The organism is Gordonia sp. SID5947, assembly GCF_009862785.1.
Classification (GTDB): Bacteria; Actinomycetota; Actinomycetes; order Mycobacteriales; family Mycobacteriaceae; genus Gordonia.
Genome location: NZ_WWHU01000001.1, coordinates 3919821 through 3937511 on the forward strand (window position 1 = coordinate 3919821; position 17691 = coordinate 3937511).

General features: G+C 66.4%; 15 protein-coding genes and 1 pseudogene. 8 read left to right on the plus strand and 8 right to left on the minus strand.

Features of this window, described 5'->3' with window-relative positions; genetic code table 11:
- Nucleotides 1-24: 24 nt before the first annotated feature.
- Entirely contained in the window at nt 25-3057 is a 3033-nt protein-coding gene (topA, locus tag GTV32_RS17925; RefSeq protein WP_161061465.1) for a type I DNA topoisomerase, read from the plus strand.
- Nucleotides 3058-3236: 179 nt separating this feature from the next.
- On the opposite strand, the gene GTV32_RS17930 is transcribed toward topA, so the two are convergent.
- Nucleotides 3237-4745 (minus strand): adenylate/guanylate cyclase domain-containing protein, encoded by a 1509-nt coding sequence (locus tag GTV32_RS17930; protein WP_237421931.1) that lies wholly within the window; start codon nt 4743-4745, stop codon nt 3237-3239.
- A gap of 171 nt (nt 4746-4916) precedes the next feature.
- On the opposite strand from GTV32_RS17930, the gene GTV32_RS17935 reads away from it, so the two are divergent.
- Nucleotides 4917-6170 carry a DNA polymerase III subunit delta' gene (locus GTV32_RS17935; protein ID WP_161061466.1) on the plus strand — a complete coding sequence of 418 codons (1254 nt, stop codon included), beginning with the start codon at nt 4917-4919 and terminating at the stop codon, nt 6168-6170.
- A gap of 2 nt (nt 6171-6172) precedes the next feature.
- Here the strand turns inward: GTV32_RS17935 and GTV32_RS17940 are convergent, their stop codons facing one another.
- The 6 genes and pseudogenes from GTV32_RS17940 to GTV32_RS17965 form a co-directional block, all read right to left on the minus strand.
- Complete coding sequence (locus tag GTV32_RS17940; protein ID WP_161061467.1) at nt 6173-7093, minus strand: LysR family transcriptional regulator; 921 nt, start codon at nt 7091-7093, stop codon at nt 6173-6175.
- 42 nt (nt 7094-7135) lie between these two features.
- Nucleotides 7136-7339 carry a hypothetical protein gene (locus GTV32_RS17945; protein ID WP_161061468.1) on the minus strand — a complete coding sequence of 68 codons (204 nt, stop codon included), beginning with the start codon at nt 7337-7339 and terminating at the stop codon, nt 7136-7138.
- A gap of 157 nt (nt 7340-7496) precedes the next feature.
- Nucleotides 7497-8174: a TrkA family potassium uptake protein gene (locus tag GTV32_RS17950; protein ID WP_161061469.1), complete on the minus strand. Its 678-nt coding sequence runs from the start codon at nt 8172-8174 to the stop codon at nt 7497-7499.
- Nucleotides 8167-9579 (minus strand): annotated as a pseudogene (locus GTV32_RS17955) (potassium transporter TrkG). The gene GTV32_RS17950 and the pseudogene GTV32_RS17955 overlap by 8 nt, the downstream one beginning before the upstream one ends.
- Nucleotides 9580-9711: 132 nt before the next feature.
- Nucleotides 9712-10035, minus strand: a complete 324-nt coding sequence (locus GTV32_RS17960) for a hypothetical protein (protein ID WP_161061470.1) — start codon at nt 10033-10035, stop codon at nt 9712-9714.
- Between the two features lie 686 nt (nt 10036-10721).
- Nucleotides 10722-12131 (minus strand): site-specific integrase, encoded by a 1410-nt coding sequence (locus tag GTV32_RS17965; RefSeq protein WP_161061471.1) that lies wholly within the window; start codon nt 12129-12131, stop codon nt 10722-10724.
- A 221-nt stretch (nt 12132-12352) separates the two neighbouring features.
- Between GTV32_RS17965 and GTV32_RS17970 the strand changes: the two genes are divergently transcribed.
- The 6 genes from GTV32_RS17970 to GTV32_RS17995 all read left to right on the plus strand — a co-directional run bounded on the left by GTV32_RS17970 (nt 12353) and on the right by GTV32_RS17995 (nt 16707).
- Nucleotides 12353-12589 carry a helix-turn-helix domain-containing protein gene (locus GTV32_RS17970; protein ID WP_161061472.1) on the plus strand — a complete coding sequence of 79 codons (237 nt, stop codon included), beginning with the start codon at nt 12353-12355 and terminating at the stop codon, nt 12587-12589.
- Nucleotides 12590-12680: 91 nt separating this feature from the next.
- Nucleotides 12681-13754: a bifunctional DNA primase/polymerase gene (locus GTV32_RS17975; protein WP_161061473.1), complete on the plus strand. Its 1074-nt coding sequence runs from the start codon at nt 12681-12683 to the stop codon at nt 13752-13754.
- On the plus strand, nt 13751-14947 hold the full coding sequence (locus tag GTV32_RS17980) for an AAA family ATPase (protein ID WP_202421838.1): 1197 nt from the start codon (nt 13751-13753) through the stop codon (nt 14945-14947). The genes GTV32_RS17975 and GTV32_RS17980 overlap by 4 nt, the downstream gene beginning before the upstream one ends.
- Nucleotides 14948-15191: 244 nt before the next feature.
- Complete coding sequence (locus GTV32_RS17985) at nt 15192-15425, plus strand: hypothetical protein (protein ID WP_161061474.1); 234 nt, start codon at nt 15192-15194, stop codon at nt 15423-15425.
- A gap of 8 nt (nt 15426-15433) precedes the next feature.
- Nucleotides 15434-16525, plus strand: coding sequence for a hypothetical protein (locus GTV32_RS17990; protein WP_161061475.1), 1092 nt, complete (start codon nt 15434-15436; stop codon nt 16523-16525).
- Nucleotides 16526-16527: 2 nt separating this feature from the next.
- Nucleotides 16528-16707 (plus strand): hypothetical protein, encoded by a 180-nt coding sequence (locus tag GTV32_RS17995; RefSeq protein WP_161061476.1) that lies wholly within the window; start codon nt 16528-16530, stop codon nt 16705-16707.
- 302 nt (nt 16708-17009) lie between these two features.
- On the opposite strand, the gene GTV32_RS18000 is transcribed toward GTV32_RS17995, so the two are convergent.
- Nucleotides 17010-17594 carry a hypothetical protein gene (locus GTV32_RS18000; protein ID WP_161061477.1) on the minus strand — a complete coding sequence of 195 codons (585 nt, stop codon included), beginning with the start codon at nt 17592-17594 and terminating at the stop codon, nt 17010-17012.
- Nucleotides 17595-17691: the final 97 nt, after the last annotated feature.

The following is a 17691-nucleotide window of genomic DNA, read 5'->3' on the forward strand; positions in this document are numbered from 1 at the left end:
GCGATAGCGAAGTAAGGACGCCCGGTGGCCGATACCAGCACCGCATCTCCCGCGAACGGGAGCACGACTCGACGATTGGTCATCGTCGAGTCGCCGACCAAGGCCCGCAAGATCGCGGGATACCTGGGCGCGAATTACGTCGTCGAGTCCTCGCGTGGACACATCCGCGACCTCCCTCGTGGCGCCGCCGATGTCCCGGCCAAGTACAAGGGACAGCCGTGGGCACGTCTCGGCGTGAACGTCGACGACAACTTCGAACCGCTCTACGTGGTGTCCGCCGACAAGAAGTCCACGGTCACCGAACTCAAGTCCCTGATGAAGGACGTCGACGAGCTCTACCTCGCGACAGACGGTGACCGCGAGGGCGAGGCCATCGCCTGGCACCTGCTGGAGACCCTTAAGCCGAAGATCCCGGTCAAGCGGATGGTGTTCCACGAGATCACCGAGCCGGCGATCCGAGCTGCCGCCGAGAACCCGCGCGACCTCGACAACGACCTCGTCGACGCTCAGGAAACCCGCCGCATCCTCGACCGCCTCTACGGCTACGAGGTGTCACCGGTGCTGTGGAAGAAGGTCATGCCGAAGCTGTCGGCGGGCCGCGTCCAGTCGGTGGCCACGCGCATCATCGTCGACCGGGAACGCGAGCGGATGGCGTTCGTCTCGGCCGATTACTGGGACATCGCCGCAACGATGGATGCGGGCGACGCGGCCACTCCGTCGACCTTCGGTTCCCGACTGGTGTCGGTCGACGATGCCCGCGTCGCGACCGGTCGCGACTTCGATGCGCGCGGTGCTCTCAAGCGTCCCGACGGCGTCGTCGTGCTCGACGGCCCGCGGGCGACCCGGCTGGCGGAGTCGCTCGACGGTGCCGACATGTCGGTCACCTCGGTCGAGGAGAAGCCGTACACCCGTCGCCCATATGCGCCGTTCATGACGTCGACGCTGCAGCAGGAGGCCGGGCGCAAGCTGCGGTTCTCCTCCGACCGCACGATGCGGATCGCGCAGCGTCTGTACGAGAACGGTTTCATCACCTACATGCGTACCGACTCGACGACGCTGAGCGAGTCGGCGATCAACGCGGCCCGCGGCCAGGCCCGCGAGCTCTACGGCGACGCGTTCGTGCATCCGACGCCGCGTCAATACACCCGCAAGGTCAAGAACGCGCAGGAGGCCCACGAGGCGATCCGGCCCGCAGGCGAGACCTTCCGGACGCCGGGGCAGGTCGCCGGCCAGCTCGAGGCCGACGAGTTCCGGCTCTACGAGCTGATCTGGCAGCGGACCGTCGCATCGCAGATGGCCGACGCCAAGGGCACCACGATGAGTCTGCGGATCAGCGGTACCGCGTCGACGGGGGAGCGCTGCACATTCGCCGCCTCCGGCCGCACCATCACGTTCCCGGGTTTCTTGTCGGCCTATGTCGAGACCGTCGACGAGCAGACCGGCGGGCAGGCCGACGATGAGGAGAACCGCCTCCCCAACCTGACGGAGGGGCAGGCGCTCACGGCCACGTCGCTCACGGCCGACGGCCATTCGACCAACCCGCCGGCCCGCTTCACCGAGGCGTCGCTGGTCAAGGTGCTCGAAGAGCTCGGGATCGGGCGGCCGTCGACATACGCCTCGATCATCGGGACCATCCAGGACCGCGGTTACGTGGTGAAGAAGGGCAATGCGCTCGTCCCGTCGTGGATCGCGTTCGCGGTGGTCGGACTGCTCGAGGCGTATTTCCAGAACCTCGTGGACTACGACTTCACCGCGTCGCTCGAGGACGACCTCGACCAGATCGCGAGTGGCAACGCGAACCGCACCCGATGGCTCACCGAGTTCTACTTCGGTGACGGCACGCCAGAAGCGGCCGACAACGGCCCGAGCGGACCGACTGATGAGTCCGCGACCTCCGGGTCCGGTATCGCCCGGCACGGCGGGCTGAAGAAGCTCGTCGGCGTCAACCTCGAGGAGATCGACGCCCGCGAGGTCAACTCGATCCGACTCTTCGACGACGAAGAGGGCCGGCCCGTCTTCGTTCGCGTCGGCCGTTACGGGCCATACCTCGAACGCAACGTCGCGGAGGCGGGGGCCGAACCCGATCTCAAGCGCGCCAATCTGCCTGCCGACATCACCCCCGACGAACTGACGCTCGCGGTCGCGGAGAAGTTGTTCGCGACGCCTCAGGAAGGGCGGACCCTCGGCGTCGACCCACAGTCCGGGCACGAGATCGTCGCGAAGGAAGGCCGCTTCGGTCCGTACGTGACCGAGATCCTGCCCTCGGACGACGACGATGACACCGGCAGCGCGCCGGCCACGATCCCCGCGGGACCGACGCCGCGCGACGGCGGCGACTCCGGTGGCGAGGTGGTCCACCTCGATGACGCGCCGACCGGCGGTGGCGGAACCGGCACCACGACCGCGAAGAAGGCCCCTGCGAAGAAGGCAGCGGCAAAGAAGGCGGCCAAGAAGGCCGGACCGAAACCGCGGACGGGCTCGCTGTTCAAGACCATGGACATCTCCACGGTCACCCTCGAGGATGCGCTGAAGCTGCTCTCGCTGCCACGGGTGGTGGGGGTGGACCCGGAGTCCGGTGACGAGATCACCGCCCAGAATGGTCGCTACGGCCCGTATCTCAAGAAGGGCACCGACTCGCGGTCGCTGACCAACGAGGAACAGCTCTTCGAGATCACGCTCGACGAGGCGCTGAAGATCTACTCGGAGCCGAAGCGTCGCGGACGTCAGGCTGCCGCCCCGCCGCTGCGCGAACTGGGTAACGATTCGGTGAGCGAGAAGCCGATGGTCATCAAGGACGGCCGTTTCGGTCCGTATGTCACCGACGGTGAGACCAACGCCAGCCTGCGCAAGGGTGACGAGGTCGACTCGATCACCCCGGAACGGGCGATGGAGTTGCTGGCCGATCGTCGAGCCCGCGGACCCGTGAAGAAACGCGCGGCCAAGAAGGCCCCGGCGAAGAAGGCCCCGGCCAAGAAGGCTGCGAAGAAGACCGCCGCCAAGAAGACGACCGCGAAGAAGGCGGCGAAGAAGACGACCGCCAAGAAGACCGCGGACTAGTCACCGTCCCGGCCGGTCGAGTACGACCACTTCCCGCTGGCCGAGTTCGCGTACTTCCCGTTGCTCGGGTATGGCTACTTCACGCTGGTCGAGTACGACCGAGCCGCCAGGCGAGGGAGATATCGAGACCACTTGCGCCGCAAACGGTCTCGATACGGCTCTGGCCTGGCGGCTCGTGCCTACTCGACCGGCGGTGGAGTTGGTTCGACCGGTTGGGGCGGCGACTCGACGGGCGGCGGAGGGGACGCCAGCCGCGGCCGCGCGAGCAGGGTCTCGATCCCGCGACCACGGAGTTCGACGCCCTCGCCGATCTCCCAGTTCTCCGACTCCTCCTGCGATGCGAGGAACACCGCGCGTGCGCTGCCCAGCACCCGGCTCGGCTCATCCTTGGCGAGCTCGGTGAGTCGCGCGGCCTCGTTGACCGGATCGCCGATCACGGTGTACTCGAGACGCTGCTCGGAGCCGATGTGACCGGCGATGGCCTTGCCCGCCGAGACCCCGATCCCGATGTCGGTGTCGCCCAGCGTGCGGTACAGCTCGGTGCGGAGTTCGCGCGCCGAGGCGAGGGCGCGCCCGGCGAAGTCCTCGAGGTCGAGCGGCGCTCCGAAGATCGCGAGTGCCGCGTCGCCCTGGAACTTGTTGACGAAGCCGCCGTGGCGGCCGACGACGGTGACGACCACCCGGAAGAACTCGTTGAGCAGTTCCACCACTTCGCGTGGCGGACGGTTCACCGCGAGCCGAGTCGATCCCACGATGTCGACGAACAGCACACCGACGTACCGTTCCTGGCCACCTAGTTCGGTACCCGTCTCGATCGCCCGGCGGGCCACGTCCTCGCCCACGTACCGACCGAACAGGTTGCGAAGCTGTTGGCGTTCGCGAAGGTCGGAGACCATGTCGTTGAAGCCGGCCTGCAGGAGGCCGAGGTCACTGCCGTCGTAGATCCGGACCGCGACGTTCAGGTTTCCCGCCGACACCTGGCTCTGGGCGCGGCGCAGCTGCTTGATCGGATCGTTGATCGCCGCGACGACACGGACGATCGCGATGACGCTGAATGCGAGCGCTGCACCCGACATCCACAGGATCGGTCGTTGCAAGCCTGCCGGGTCGGTCGCGATCCAACCGAGCCGCTGCAGCGTGATGAGCCCGATGATCACCGCGAGCGGAGCGACGACGCTGACCACCCAGAACACGGCGATACGGGTGGTCACACTCGGCGCGACAGCCACGTCGGGCTCGTTGGCCATCGCGGCCACCGTGATGGGCCGGAGCACCTTCTCGGCCTGCATGTACGACAGCACGCAGGTCACCAGGGCTCCGATGGCACTGGCCATGCCGACGATGAAGGCGTCCTTGTGGGACACCGCGAAATTGACCAGGGTGAACAACACCCCGCCAACCAGCCACAGACCGGCGTTGACCACCGACAACAGATACGGGAGCTTGAGCGCGCGCCTGCGGGCGTTCTCGTTGTCCAGCCGGGTCCGTCGCCGGTGCCACACCAGCACCGGCAGCGACAGATGGATACTCAGGAATGCGCCGACAAGCATCGCGCCGACGAGGTAGACGGCGAAGATCACCTGATTGAGCGCGGTGATCTCGTCGAGGCGTATCGAGTCCTCCATCGGCATCCCGAAGCGGAGGAACGCGAAGGTGAACAGGGCGCCGACCACATTGGCCCTCAGCATGTCGAGGGCAAGGATCGGCCACGGTGTGTGCACGAGCCAACGGGCCAGATGCAGGCCCTTTGACCACCGAGACCGCCGTTCAATCACGTAACAACGGTAGCTGTCTGCTTGCAATTGTTAAACACACGCAGGTCGGTGGGAGGTGTCTGAGCAGCACATTAGGGTGGCGGTGTGACGAATGTCTTCAGCCGTTTGATCGGCCAGGACGCGGTGGCCGAGGAACTGCAGGCCGCAGCCCATGCCGCTCGCGAGGTGGCGGCGCGACTCGACGGTGGCCCCGCCGACGCATCCGGCGCCGAGGGGCCCACGAGTCGGTCGCGCGCGGCGATGACCCATGCGTGGCTCTTCACCGGCCCGCCGGGCAGCGGACGCTCGGTGGCGGCGACGTGCTTCGCAGCGGCGCTGCAGTGTCACGCCGACGGTGAGGTCGGCTGTGGCGAATGCCGTGCGTGTGTCACCGCGATGGCACAGACGCACGCCGACATCCGGCACGTTGTGCCGCAGGGGCTGAGTCTGTCGGTGCACGAGGCACGCGATGTGGTGCAGGCTGCAGCGCGTCGCCCGGGGACCGGCCGGTGGCAGATCGTCATCGTCGAGGACGCCGACCGGCTCACCGAACAGGCAGCGAACGCCCTCCTCAAAGCGGTCGAGGAGCCGGCGCCCCGCACCGTTTTCCTGATGTGCGCACCATCGGTCGATCCGGAGGACATCTCGGTCACCCTGCGGTCGCGGTGCCGGCACGTCCCCCTCACCACGCCGGCGGTGGCCGACATCGAGCGGGTCCTGATCGACCGCGACGGCATCGACCCGGAGCGGGCCGCCTGGGCGGCGGGTGTGTGCGGTGGGCACGTCGGCCGGGCGCGCCGGCTGGCCACCGACGACGAGGCGCGTGCGCAGCGGGAGAAGGCGCTCGGGCTTGCGCGGGCCGCGACCCGGGATTCCACGGCATACGCCGCGGCCGAGGCGCTGGTGAAGTCGGCTGAGGAGGCGGCCAAGGCCATCAGTGCCGAACTCGATGAATCCGAGACCGAGGAGATGCGGACAGCCCTCGGCGCCGGTGGCACCGGTAAGGGCACCGCACGCCCGCCTCGCGGGAGCGCGGGTGCGTTGAAGGAGCTGGAACGGCGCCAGAAGTCGCGGGCGACCCGGGTCTCCCGCGACATGCTCGACCGGGCGCTGGTGGATCTCGCCGCTCTGTTCCGGGATGCGCTGGTGGTCTCGGTCGGTGCCTCGGTGACGGCGATGCATCCCGACAAGGCAGATCTCGTCGGTGGGATGGCGGAGTACGCCTCGCCCGAACGCCTTCTGCGATGTGTGGAGGCCGTCTTGGAATGCCGGACCGCACTCGACGTGAACGTGAAACCGAAGTTCGCGGTCGACGCGATGGTGGCGAAGATCGGAATTGCGATGAACTCGGGGAGGTGACCTCACGCGCCGAGCGGTGTCGGAGCGCCGGATTGCATCGCGATGTCGAGCAGGTCGCGGGCCGGGCCGCGCAGCGAGATGTGCGGAGTCCACACCGCGCGCAGCGGTCGCACCATGCGGAGCCCGGCCACGTCGACACGCACCAGCCGGCCCGCGGCGATGTCGTCGTCGACGGAAAGACGCGACAGCACTGCGGCACCCGGCGACGTGAGCACCGACGCGCGGATGGCGGTGACCGAGCGCAGCTCGATCAGTGGATCGGCCGGCGTCGCACCTGAATCACGCAGTGCGGCTTCGAAGGTGACGCGGGTGCCGGAACCGGGTTCGCGTTGGATGAGCGGGGTCGCGGCGACTTCGTGGAGATCGACGCTCCGGCCGTCGGCCCACGGATGTCCGGGCGCCGCGACCACGACGAGCTCGTCGCGGGCGACCACCGCGCTGTCGAGATCTCCTGTGGGGCCGGGGCTCTCGATGAATCCGAGGTCGGCATTGCCCGCGCGTACGGTCTCGATGACCTCGGTCGAGTTCATCGGACGAACCGAGATCTTGACGTCGCTCCGATGGGCGAGGGTGCTGATCCACAGTGGGACAAGGTATTCGGAGACTGTTTTGGAGGCGGCGACCACCAGAGTCGCATGCCGGGCGCCGACCAGCGAGTCCACCCCGGCCATGAATTGCGACGCCCGCTCGACGAGCGCGTTCGCCCACTCCAACACGGCCATGCCGTTCGCGGTCACGTCGACGCCGCCGGCCGACCGGACGAAGATCTCCACGCCCAGTTCGCGCTCGACGCCCCGCACGCGGGCGCTGACCGCCTGTTGGCTGATGCCGAGGTCGCGTGCGGCGGCGCCCATGCTGCCGAGTCGGGCCACGGTCACCACGACGTCGAGGGCGGTGATGTCAGGAAGCCGGCGTTGCACCATGCGACGACGGTCGTCTCATTGGGGTCAGCGGCCGGCCGCAGATCACTTCTCGGTCGCCGATCCGCCACCCTCGGTGTCGTCCGATGCGATCTCGACGCCGTTGTCGCTGTCGGTGTCGTCGGATGCGTCGTCCTCGTCGCGGAGCGCGTCATATCCGTCGACGCCTTCGAGGACGGTCAGTTCCTGATCGACCGCAGCCGAGAACGCCTTGGCATCCTCTTTGATCTTGTTGATGAAGTCCGACATCGTCTTCTCCTCCGCCTGCAGCGTCGCTGATCGGTGACCTGCCTCCACTATAGGAGCAGGCGGCCGTCGGGAAGGGCTGGGCGAAATGCGTCCGCAGTTCGCCGTCGACGAGCCCAAGAGGATCCCCAGGGGATCTCCGAGGGGACCGCGGTGGGGGTCATGTGAGGTCTGCGAACGTTTCGACCTCGTGCGTTCGGCCGGCCACGATCAGGACATCGCCGTCGCGGACGACGGTGTCCATGCTCGCATAGGCGAAGTCGTCCCCCCGATGTTTGATGGCGACGACGGTGACGCCGTATTTGCGGCGCAGGCCGCTCTCGGAGAGGCTGTGCCCGATGATCGAGGCCGGCGCCAACGTCTTGACCATGGCGAAGCTCTCGTCGAACTGGATGTAGTCGAGCATGCGTCCGGTCACCAGGTGTGCCACTCGTTCGCCCATGTCGTGTTCGGGTAGCACCACGTGGTGTGCTCCGACACGTTCGAGGATGCGGCCGTGCTGGCGACTGGTGGCCTTGGCCCAGATCTTCGGTATCTCGAAGTCCGAGAGCAACGAGGTGGTCAGGATGCTCGATTCGAGGTCCGTGCCGATGCTGACGACCGCGTGCCGGAAGTCGGGGACGCCGAGTTGTTCGAGGGCGTCGCGGTCTGTCGTGTCGGCGACCGCGGTGTGGGTGAGTTCGTCGGAATACCGCTGCACCCGCGCAGGGTCGGAGTCGATGCCGAGGACCTCTGAACCACGCAAGACCAGCTCGCGGGCCAAGGAGGAGCCGAATCGTCCGAGCCCGATGACGGTGACACGGGTGCCGTGACGTGTGGGTTTTCTGGTCTTAGCCAACGATCGGCCTTTCCTCGGGGAGTTCGTAGCGGCGTTCACGGTCGCGCAGCGCAAGTGCCGAGGCCAGGGTGATGGGCCCGAGCCGACCGATGAACATCAGGACGACGAGCAGAATCTGTCCGGCGGCGGGGACGTCGGCGGTGATGCCGGTGGACAGGCCGACCGTGCCGAAGGCCGAGATCACTTCGAACAACACCGCGTCGAGGTCGAAATCCGTGATCAGCAAGAGCGTGATCGTGCCGATGATCACGGCTCCGACCCCGAGCAGGGCGACGGTCACCGCCTAGCGTTGCACCGACGCCGCCAGACGGCGGCCCATCACGTGCACCGTGGGTTGGCCGCGGACCTCGGCGATGATCACAAAGGCCAGTAGCGCAAAGGTGGTGACCTTGATTCCGCCTGCGGTGCCGGCTGATCCGCCGCCGATGAACATCAGCACATCGGTGACCAGCAGTGTCGACGGGTGCATCGCACCGATATCGACCGAGTTGAATCCGGCGGTGCGCGGTGAGATGCCCTGAAATATCCCGGCCAGCAGTTCTCCTGGGGTGCCGAGGCCCCCGAGCGTGGCCGGGTTGGTCCATTCGATGGCGGTCACCGCCACCACCGCGACCAGGGCCAGGGCGCCGTAGGTGACCAGAGTGACCTTGGTGTGCAGCGACCACCGCGTCACCACAGTTCGAAGGGCCATCGTCCGACGAACAGATCTGGTGATCTCGAAGATCACCGGAAATCCGAGGCCGCCGACCATGATCGGGACGATGATCCACGGGTCGGTCGCGAACTGGGTGAGGCTGGCCGACCAGAGCGCGAAACCGGCATTGTTGTAGGCGGAGATCGAATGGAAGACCCCGAGGTACAGCCCGCGGGCCGGCGACTCCCCGTAGCCGAGGATGAAGCGGGCCGCGAGGATCGCGGCGAGAACGACTTCGACGATGACACTCATCCGGAGCACGCCGACGACAACTCGTCGGCTCTCGCCCAGTTGCAGACTCTTGGTCTCGGTTTGCGCGAGGAGCTGCATCCGCAGTCCCATCCTGCGGGCCACCAGCAATCCCAGGATCGACGCCAGCGTCATGACGCCCACACCACCGATCTGGATCAGCGCGAGAATCACCACCTCGCCGAAGGCCGACCAGTATGTCGCCGTGTCGACCACCACCAAGCCGGTCACACAGACCGCCGAGGTGGCGGTGAACAGAGCGGTCACCGGGTTCGTCACCTGCCCGCTCTCCGAGGCCACCGGCAGCATCAACAGGATTGTGCCGAAGACGGTGGCGCCCAAGAAACCCAACGCCACGAGCCGCGCCGGGTGTCGGGACAACCTCGGCCATAATCGCACCACCAGACGAACATAGCGCTCACGCTCGACGGTGGGGCACCGGGCGGCGCGGGCCGGTTTCATGGCGTCGTTCGGCTGCCGTCTCCGGGGATCGCCGGGTGGGCCGTCCGACGCCGCGGTCAGATCATCTGTGCGCCAGGGAGTGCGAGAACGAACAAACGAAGGCCCGCTTCGGGTGGGGCTCGGCGCCTTGCATCAATCTATTCCTCGTGGGACACGTCGGGGTCGTGACTCGTGCACGTCCTCGTCGCAGGAGTCGACAACGCGACGAGTCGGCTTGCCCAGCATCCACGCGACCACGCCGATGATCGGAAGAATCCACACGACAGTAAGCCAGATCGCGCTGCGCTGTAGGTCGAGACGATGGCTGATGATGTCGACTGTCGCGAACGCCGACACGGTGATCCAGACGGAGAACAGAACGAGCAGCGCGAACGCGATGTAGAACGGCCGATTGAAATCTGCGCTACAAGCCGCATCCCTGGCGCATTCTGACAGGCCGGCCTCGGCGAGCAGCATCAGGACACTCTAGCCGGTGTGATGCGTGTTTCAGCGGCGCCGCGTGTATTCAGTGAGCTACACGTCGTGGCGTTGACATCCATGGACGCCGAGACCTCTGAGACGCAGACCCACCCTCGTGGAACAGGAGTCCCTGGGGTTTCATCGACAAGTTCGGAAAGGACCGAATCCGCCCCAGGTCAGCATCCAGATGCGGACGCGACCTGTGGCGGTGCGCAACTCGAAACCATTCACGGCAACCTCCGCAGCCTTGTCGGCCGCCAGGTACGCGCCGCGGTTGTCGCACCTGCGACTCGTATCGCCTGATGGGCTACGAGGTTCTCGGTTGAGGCCAGCGACCTTGGGGATCGGCGAGGGAGTGGACAGACATACCGCAGCCCTTCCGCTCGCGTAAATGAGCGCTGAGTAGCGTTACGGCAGAACACTTATCGAGCGCAGCAGAGCTTCGAGTTTGCCCTTGGCGATCTTGTGGCGAGTCTTGGTGACCGCCGAAAACGTGCCCGAGCCAGCCTCTCGCGACCACGAAGGCTGAGCCGAAACCGCGAACACACCGGCCTTTGGAGCCGCCCAGGGGAATCGAACCCCTGACCTATTCATTACGAGTTCTTCGTGACTGTGTGAACTGCAGAAACACTGAGAGTCACTGTGTGTCCATGAATGTCTAGAACACGTTGCAGCGCAGTGGATCACGGCGCTTGATACGTCACCGACTGTCCATCGGTGACCGCTGAGGTCGAGGCGTTGTGTGTGCTCTGTGTGTGCTCGTGTGTGCTTGCCTCGATCTTTGCAACGGCCGCGAACAGTTCGTCATCGCCACCGGCGTGCGCGTAGACACGGCTGACGAGGGTTGAGTCGGCATGTCCGAGCAGGTTCGCAACGCGGGTGTAGTCGACACCACTGGCAACAGCGTGTGATGCCCAGGCGTGCCGCATCGCGTGTGTGGTGACCTTGTCGACCCCTGCGGCCTCGCACGCGGTTGTGAGCGCGCGGTTGACGTTGGACCCTCGGAACTGTTTTCCGCGAGCGGTGCGGAAGACCAGCGCGCCGTCGAGCAGGCTCGACAGGAGTGCGTTGATGTCTGCCACGTCGGACTCCCTGCCCTTGACGGCCCTGCGCAGTTTCGGCAGGCGTGTCTGCTCGACGGCCAGAGCCTCACGCATCACTGCTGCGGCCTCTGGCGACAGTGGCACGCGGCGAGCGCGGCCGGACTTCGTGGCGCCGATTACTAGTCCGCCTTTGGTCTCGACGGCCGATCGCCGGACGTTGAGCACAGCGCCTCGGTGGTCAGCGTTGTCGATGTCTTTGCGCCGCAGTTCGCACACCTCACCTATGCGCAGGCCGGTCAGCGATTGGAAGCGGAGTAGTCGCCGGGTGTAATCGTCGGCGACATGAGTCAGCAGAGCGTCGAGGTGGGCCGGGGTCAGGTACTCGTCGGCCGTGCCCTCGTCCTCGACGACCGTTCGCCGGTCGGTGGTGGGCACTGTGGCGCTGCGTGCGGGGTTGCTGCGGATGAGGCGATCGTCGACCGCGACGTCGAGCAACTTCCGCACGACGTTGGCGTACTTGCGCACTGTGGTCAGTGACTTGTCAGCGTCGAGCAGGTCGGCTATCCATCCGTTGACATCTGACACCACCAGAGAACCGACCTCGCGGTCTCCGAACCGCCCGCAGAACACGTCGACGATGGACCCGTACGACTGGCGCGTCGACGCCGGTTTCGCCGACAGGGTGCGCACATAGGTATCGGCGACGGTGCGCACCGTCACCCGTGACCGCTCGTGCTCGATGTAGGAACCGGACCGGAACTGATCGGCCAGTTCGTCCCGGCGGGCGTGCGCGGCCTGACGGTCCTCGAACCGTTCGTAGCGCTGTTTGCCCGAGGTGTCGACGTAGCGCACTTCCCAGCGCAGCGGCGACTTAGGGACGGCCTTACCAGCGGCATTTGTCGTCCACGAGTAGCCCCGTCGCACCTTCCGGCGCGCGTCGGAGTAGTGGCGATCGAACACCGACACGGTGCCGGCCTTTCGACGACCGGCGGACCGGGGTGCGGGACTGTCGTCGAGGTTGACGACCTCGGTGGTCTCTCGTGGACTCATACCGACAGACTAGCAGATGACCCAATAATTCTGACGAACTGTTATCGAGTCAATATGCCGCGGTGAACTGCGAATATGCAGATGAGTCGAGCACACACGATCCTAGTTTCTGCTCGCAGATAATTGCTGGCCCTGGCGACGTTGATGGACCTTGATGTCAGCGCGCAGACACTGACCAACAGCGGTGGGACACACTAGAACTGACACTCAGGGAGCACCAAATGGCAACCGCGGCAATCAATCTCACTGACCGAAGTCGAGAGGTGCTGGCACCTGCTGACGCACTCGATCGCCTGCTCGACACTGACGAGGCCGCGCACGTGTGCGGACTGTCACCGCGCACCCTGCGCACGTGGCGCAGCGACGGCAGCGGCAAGGGTCCGGCGTTCGTGCGCGTCGGTGCCGCGATTCGCTACCGCGCGTCCGACATTCAAACGTGGATCTCGCGGCTGACCTGATCTCCACCCTCCGGGCCGCTCACCCTCACCTGCACCGAGACGACCCGATCAGCGCGAAACCCAACGCGCGCAACCGAAAACGGAGAAGACATTGCCTACGAACGCAAACGGCGCCCGGCCAGAACCGGACGCCGCCGCGGCGATCACCACTCGCACCGAAGGAAAGGAGAAGTTTCCCGATTCCGAGCGTACTTCGGTGGTCGGACACTTTGCACACGTCGCGCCGACCGACGCCGAGCAACTGGCGATCGAGATCGACGTAGAGCTTGCCGCGCACACCTACGTCGAGCACCACGGTTTGTCCGTGTTCCCGTGTGAGTCCAACGGTAAGGCGCCGCTGACCCGACGTGGGTTCCGGGACGCGACCGACGACCACACACAGATCTCCGAATGGTTCCGCCGGTGGCCCAATGCCAACCTCGCGGCGCCCGTTCCCTCTGGTCAGCTCGTGATCGACGCGGACCTCTACAAACGCGCCGCGCATGACACGCTGGCGGCGTTGGAAGAGCGGTGTGGGCCGCTGCCAGCATGTCCGACTGTGCGGACTCCGAACGGCGGTATGCACTACAGGCTCAAGGTGGCCGTCGGTTCATGGTTTCGTGGCATTGCCGGGCCGGGTGTGGACCTGCGGGCCGGTGATCGGAACTACGTGCTCGTGCCGCCGTCGCGGATCGGTGACCGCCGGTACGAGTGGGTTTCCGGTGAGTGGGACGACCCGCCGGAGTTGCCGCTGTCGTGGTTGGCAGCGCTCGAATACCAGCGGCCGACGCTGACCACTCGCACCGTGCCCGGCTCGTGGGTTCAGCGGTTGGCCGGGGTCCGGCCGGAGTCTGTGACCATCGCCGATCTCGACGCGTTCCTCGACGCGCTGCCCGCTGGATCGATGGATCTCGCGATGGCCTCGGCGGTCGACGGCCGCATGGTCGAACGGATGCGCACGACCGCCCACGACACGCTCGTGCGGGCTGTGTATCGAGTAGTCGCCTTGGGTGCTGAAGGGCACCCCGGAGCGGTCGACGCAATGGCTCGTGTCCTGTCCGCGTTCGTCAAAGAGAACATGCGCCGCGAGCGCCACGGCCTCGACGGCGTGCGGTCGGCCGACGAGCTCGAATCGGAGATGCTGCGCGCTGTCTTCGGCGCCATCGTAAAGGTGAGTGCGGAATGAGCGCGGCGCCGTTTCCGATGCTGCCAGGTGCGGCGGATATGCCCGCTCGCCGTGGGTATTTCGATACACAGGGTCAGCCTGTCGGCCACGACGAGCCCGACGAGACCGACGAGGCGGCGCCGACCTCGCTGGTCGAGTGGGCAGAGCGCCACCGGCTCGACAACGACGACACCGACGACGCCGACGAGGAGGTCGACGACCATTTCGTCGACGGCGCCGCGTGGTTGTTCGACGAGCCCGACGAGGCGCCTGCACTGTGGGGTGTCGGCGCGCGGGTGCTGTGGTCCGCGGGTGAAGCGCTGACGATCACCGGACCGCCGGGTGTGGGTAAGACGTCGGTTGCCGCGCAGGTGGTTTCAGCGTCGTTGGGTCTGCACGCGACCGCGTTGGGTCTGCCGGTGACAGAGTGCCGCCGGGTGCTCTATCTGGCGATGGACCGACCCGCGCAGGCCCGGCGAAACATCCGGCGGTTCTTCGCCGTGGCCGACCGCGATCGGTTGTCGGGCCGTCTCATCGTGAAGAAGGGCCCGCCGTGGGTCGACTTCGCTGTGGACTCCGACGCGTTCCTCGAACTGTGCGAGCGCGCCGGACTCGGGCCCGGTGACCGCGTCGTCGTCGATTCGATCAAGGATGCCGCTGTGGGGCTGTCCGAGGACCGCGTCGGCGCTGAGTACAACCGAGCGCGACAGAAGGTGCTCACCGCGGGTATCGACGTGCTCGAACTGCACCACATGGTGAAGAAGGCCGGAGACGGCCCGCCCAAGACGCTCGCCGACGTCTACGGCTCACAGCACATCACCGCCGGTGCCGGGTCGGTGGTGCTGCTGCATGGTGTCGCCGGTGACCAGGTGGTCATGCTGCTGCATCTGAAACAGCCGGTTGACGATGTCGGTCCGCTGCTCGTGACGCACACCCCCGACGGCCACAGCACCGTCGACAACGCGGCCACCGACGTCGTCGAGATGGTGCGTCAGCGTGGCCCCAAGGGTGCGACTGCCACCGACGTTGCCGTGCTGCTGTGCGATACGGCCCGGCCGACGCGATCGCAGATCGAGAAGGCCCGGCGGCGTCTGACCGAGGGTGTCGACCGGGGTGCATTGGTCCGGCGCGACGGTGATCGCGGGGGTGGCAGCGACGACAACCGCAACCCGACGAGGTGGTTTCTCCGAGGCCACGAGGCCGAGAACGGTTGAGCGCCAATGGTTACAAGTAGAGCAATCACGCGGAAATGCAAAACCGCAGGTCAAGCAATCACGCACCCAATCACGCGGGTACCCAATCACGCACCAATCAAGCTCAATCACGTTTCCGGTGTTTCCGCAGGTAGAGCAATCACGCGGGGTGCGTGATTGGGGGTCAATCACGGTTTCCGCCCCCCTGTAAGGGGGGCGGTACCCCCGTGACACCCCGTGTTTGAGACGAGAGAAGAGAGCAGAAATGACGGCGTCGACAAGCGGTTCGGGCCCCCGGTCAAACGCGCGGATCGACGCGATCGAGACCCGGCGGCGTCAGTTCGCCGACTACGTCGACCGCATGATGGCCGACCCGACACCGGGCACCACGTGGCACCCGGCATACCAGTGGCCGAGCGAGACCGATGAGGAATACGCGGCACGGGTCGCCCAACACACCAGCACACAGACTTCCGGCCGACACCCGGCCGGGGATTGAGAGGAACGATGACCGTCTACAACCCCGACGCCCCGCCGTCGGATGAACTGATCGACGCCGAGCGGAGGCGGCACGAGCGGAAGTCCGCGAAGTCCGGCCGGGCCGCGATGGCCGAGTACAACCGCGGAACCGCTGCGCGCAACTCCAACGCGATGATGACGCGTGAGGTCGAGAAGTGGAACACTGGCCGACGGGCCGCGCAGGCCGCACAGCCGGTCGGTCCTCGCGTCGACCCGCACCCGCCGGTGCCGTTGTTGTCCGAGGCCGGAGAGATCGGGCAGCGGGTGGCCGAACTGATCCGGCTAGACCGGCTCGACGGCGCCCTGACCCGGTCGCTGGCCCGGATCACCGACGAGAACCGGGAGATCGAGGCCGAGGCAGCGGCGTACGCGTTGCGCACCCGGTTGTCCGAGGCCGCGGCCGCGCTCATCGACGCGACCTCACGGAAGGAGAAGGCGCCCGAAGTGCTGCGCGCGCTGGTCGACGAGCACCACGACCGGGAGCGGCTGGTCGTGCCCCTCGAAATCGACAAGGGTCTACGCGCGGCGATCGAGTCGGAAGTGTGCCAGCGGGCCGCTGGCAGCGTGCGCGGGGTGCTCGACGAGATCGACACGGCCGTTCTCGACGAGGCCGACGCGGTGCTGGCCGACGCTGTGCAGGCACACGAGCGCCTGAGTCTCGCCGGGGTCGGTGTCGACGTCACGCTGGACCAAGCCGTCGACGGGGACGATGATGGGGTGCTGTCGGCAGTGCGGCTGTGGCGGTCGGCCGTGGCCCGGTGGTCCGATGTCCAGTCGGTGCGTATGTGGTGTGCTGCTGCGATCGACCGCGGGTTCGAGGTGCGCACCACGGGGGTCTCTGTCGTACGTCCCCCGAAGGTGCGTGGCGGCCAGTTCCTCACGGAGGCCGAGGCACGCAAGCACAACTCGCCACAGGCCGAGGCCCGCACCCAGGGGTCCTCTTGCTGGCAGGGGTCTGCACCCTCGTGGTTGGCAGGCCGCACCGAACACGAGGTGCTGAGGTGGTTCGTTGGTCTTGATGCCAAGCAGCGGCCCAACCCGCGCGGCGTGGCCGATCTCGACACGAACAAGGGAGCGTGACCGTGAGTCGATACAACGACGACGACGACGGGTACAGGCGGGGGTTCGGTCGATATCTCGACGACGACATGGCATCTCGTCCGCACGATGGCGACGAGGCCGAACGGGAGCGGGAGACGCGCGGGAAGCGTCCGCCGCGTGACGTCGTGGCGCGTGGGTTTGGTCGGTACGTCACGGACTGACCGCTAGGCCGTCAGCGGTCGACTCAGCCCCGGCAGTGCACACCTCGTGCGCTCCGGGGCTGTCTCGTGTCCAGGTGTGGTGTGGGTGTGGTATGACCGGCCGTCGTGTCGTCTCGGGCATAGAGGGGTGTCACCCCGCCCCGGTCCGATCGGCAGGACCCCGCCGCGTACTGTGCGCACACGTGCGTACGGGTTTCCGTCAAACGCCGAATAGGCCCTGGCCAGGGGTTTTACGGCCTTCAAGGCGCCCCGGCGGGCAGAGTTGGCGGATATTTTGATTAAATGCGTTGCCGCGCAACGGATTAGGTGGGCACGATAGGTCGTAATGCTTCGATCGAGCGCGTCAGCTCTCGGGCGAGTGCGATCACCTCGGCTGCGTTGGCCTGTAGATCGTCACCGAATCCGTGCACAAGCTCATTGCGCACACCACGGATGTAGCGCGCGGTGATCACCGCCTGCTCCGGAAGTCCGTGTCCCCTCAGAATGTCGATACGCTCACCGAATGACCGGAACGTTGGCGCGGTCGTGGTCTGCTCGTCGGTTAGCAGGTCGGTGACGTTCCGTGCCGAGGCCTCGACGTTGAAGATCGCGCTCAGCATCGCGGCCTTGGGATCGACAGCGAGCAGTCGGGTGATGGTGTCCTCCGTCGTTGACGGCGCCCCGGTCGACTCTGGAAGTCCAGCGTTTTCATTGCGCAACTTCTCCAGCTCCAGTGCGATCTGGCCGGACCCCCATCCCGCTGTTACCGACTTGGCCCGGCCGAACATCAACACAATTTCGTTCGCTAGCCCTGAAATCGGCTGACGGAGAATGACTACCAGGGCAACCAGGGCAGCGGGCCACGCCATTGATCCGATGATCGAGGCGAAGAACTCCCAGACGCTCACGGACGGAATCTAGCAAAGGCGGCACGCCCGGACTGGGCGGACCGGTAGAGCTGGCAGCTACCGGAGCGAAACCTGACTAAGGATTGAGGTGCCGGGA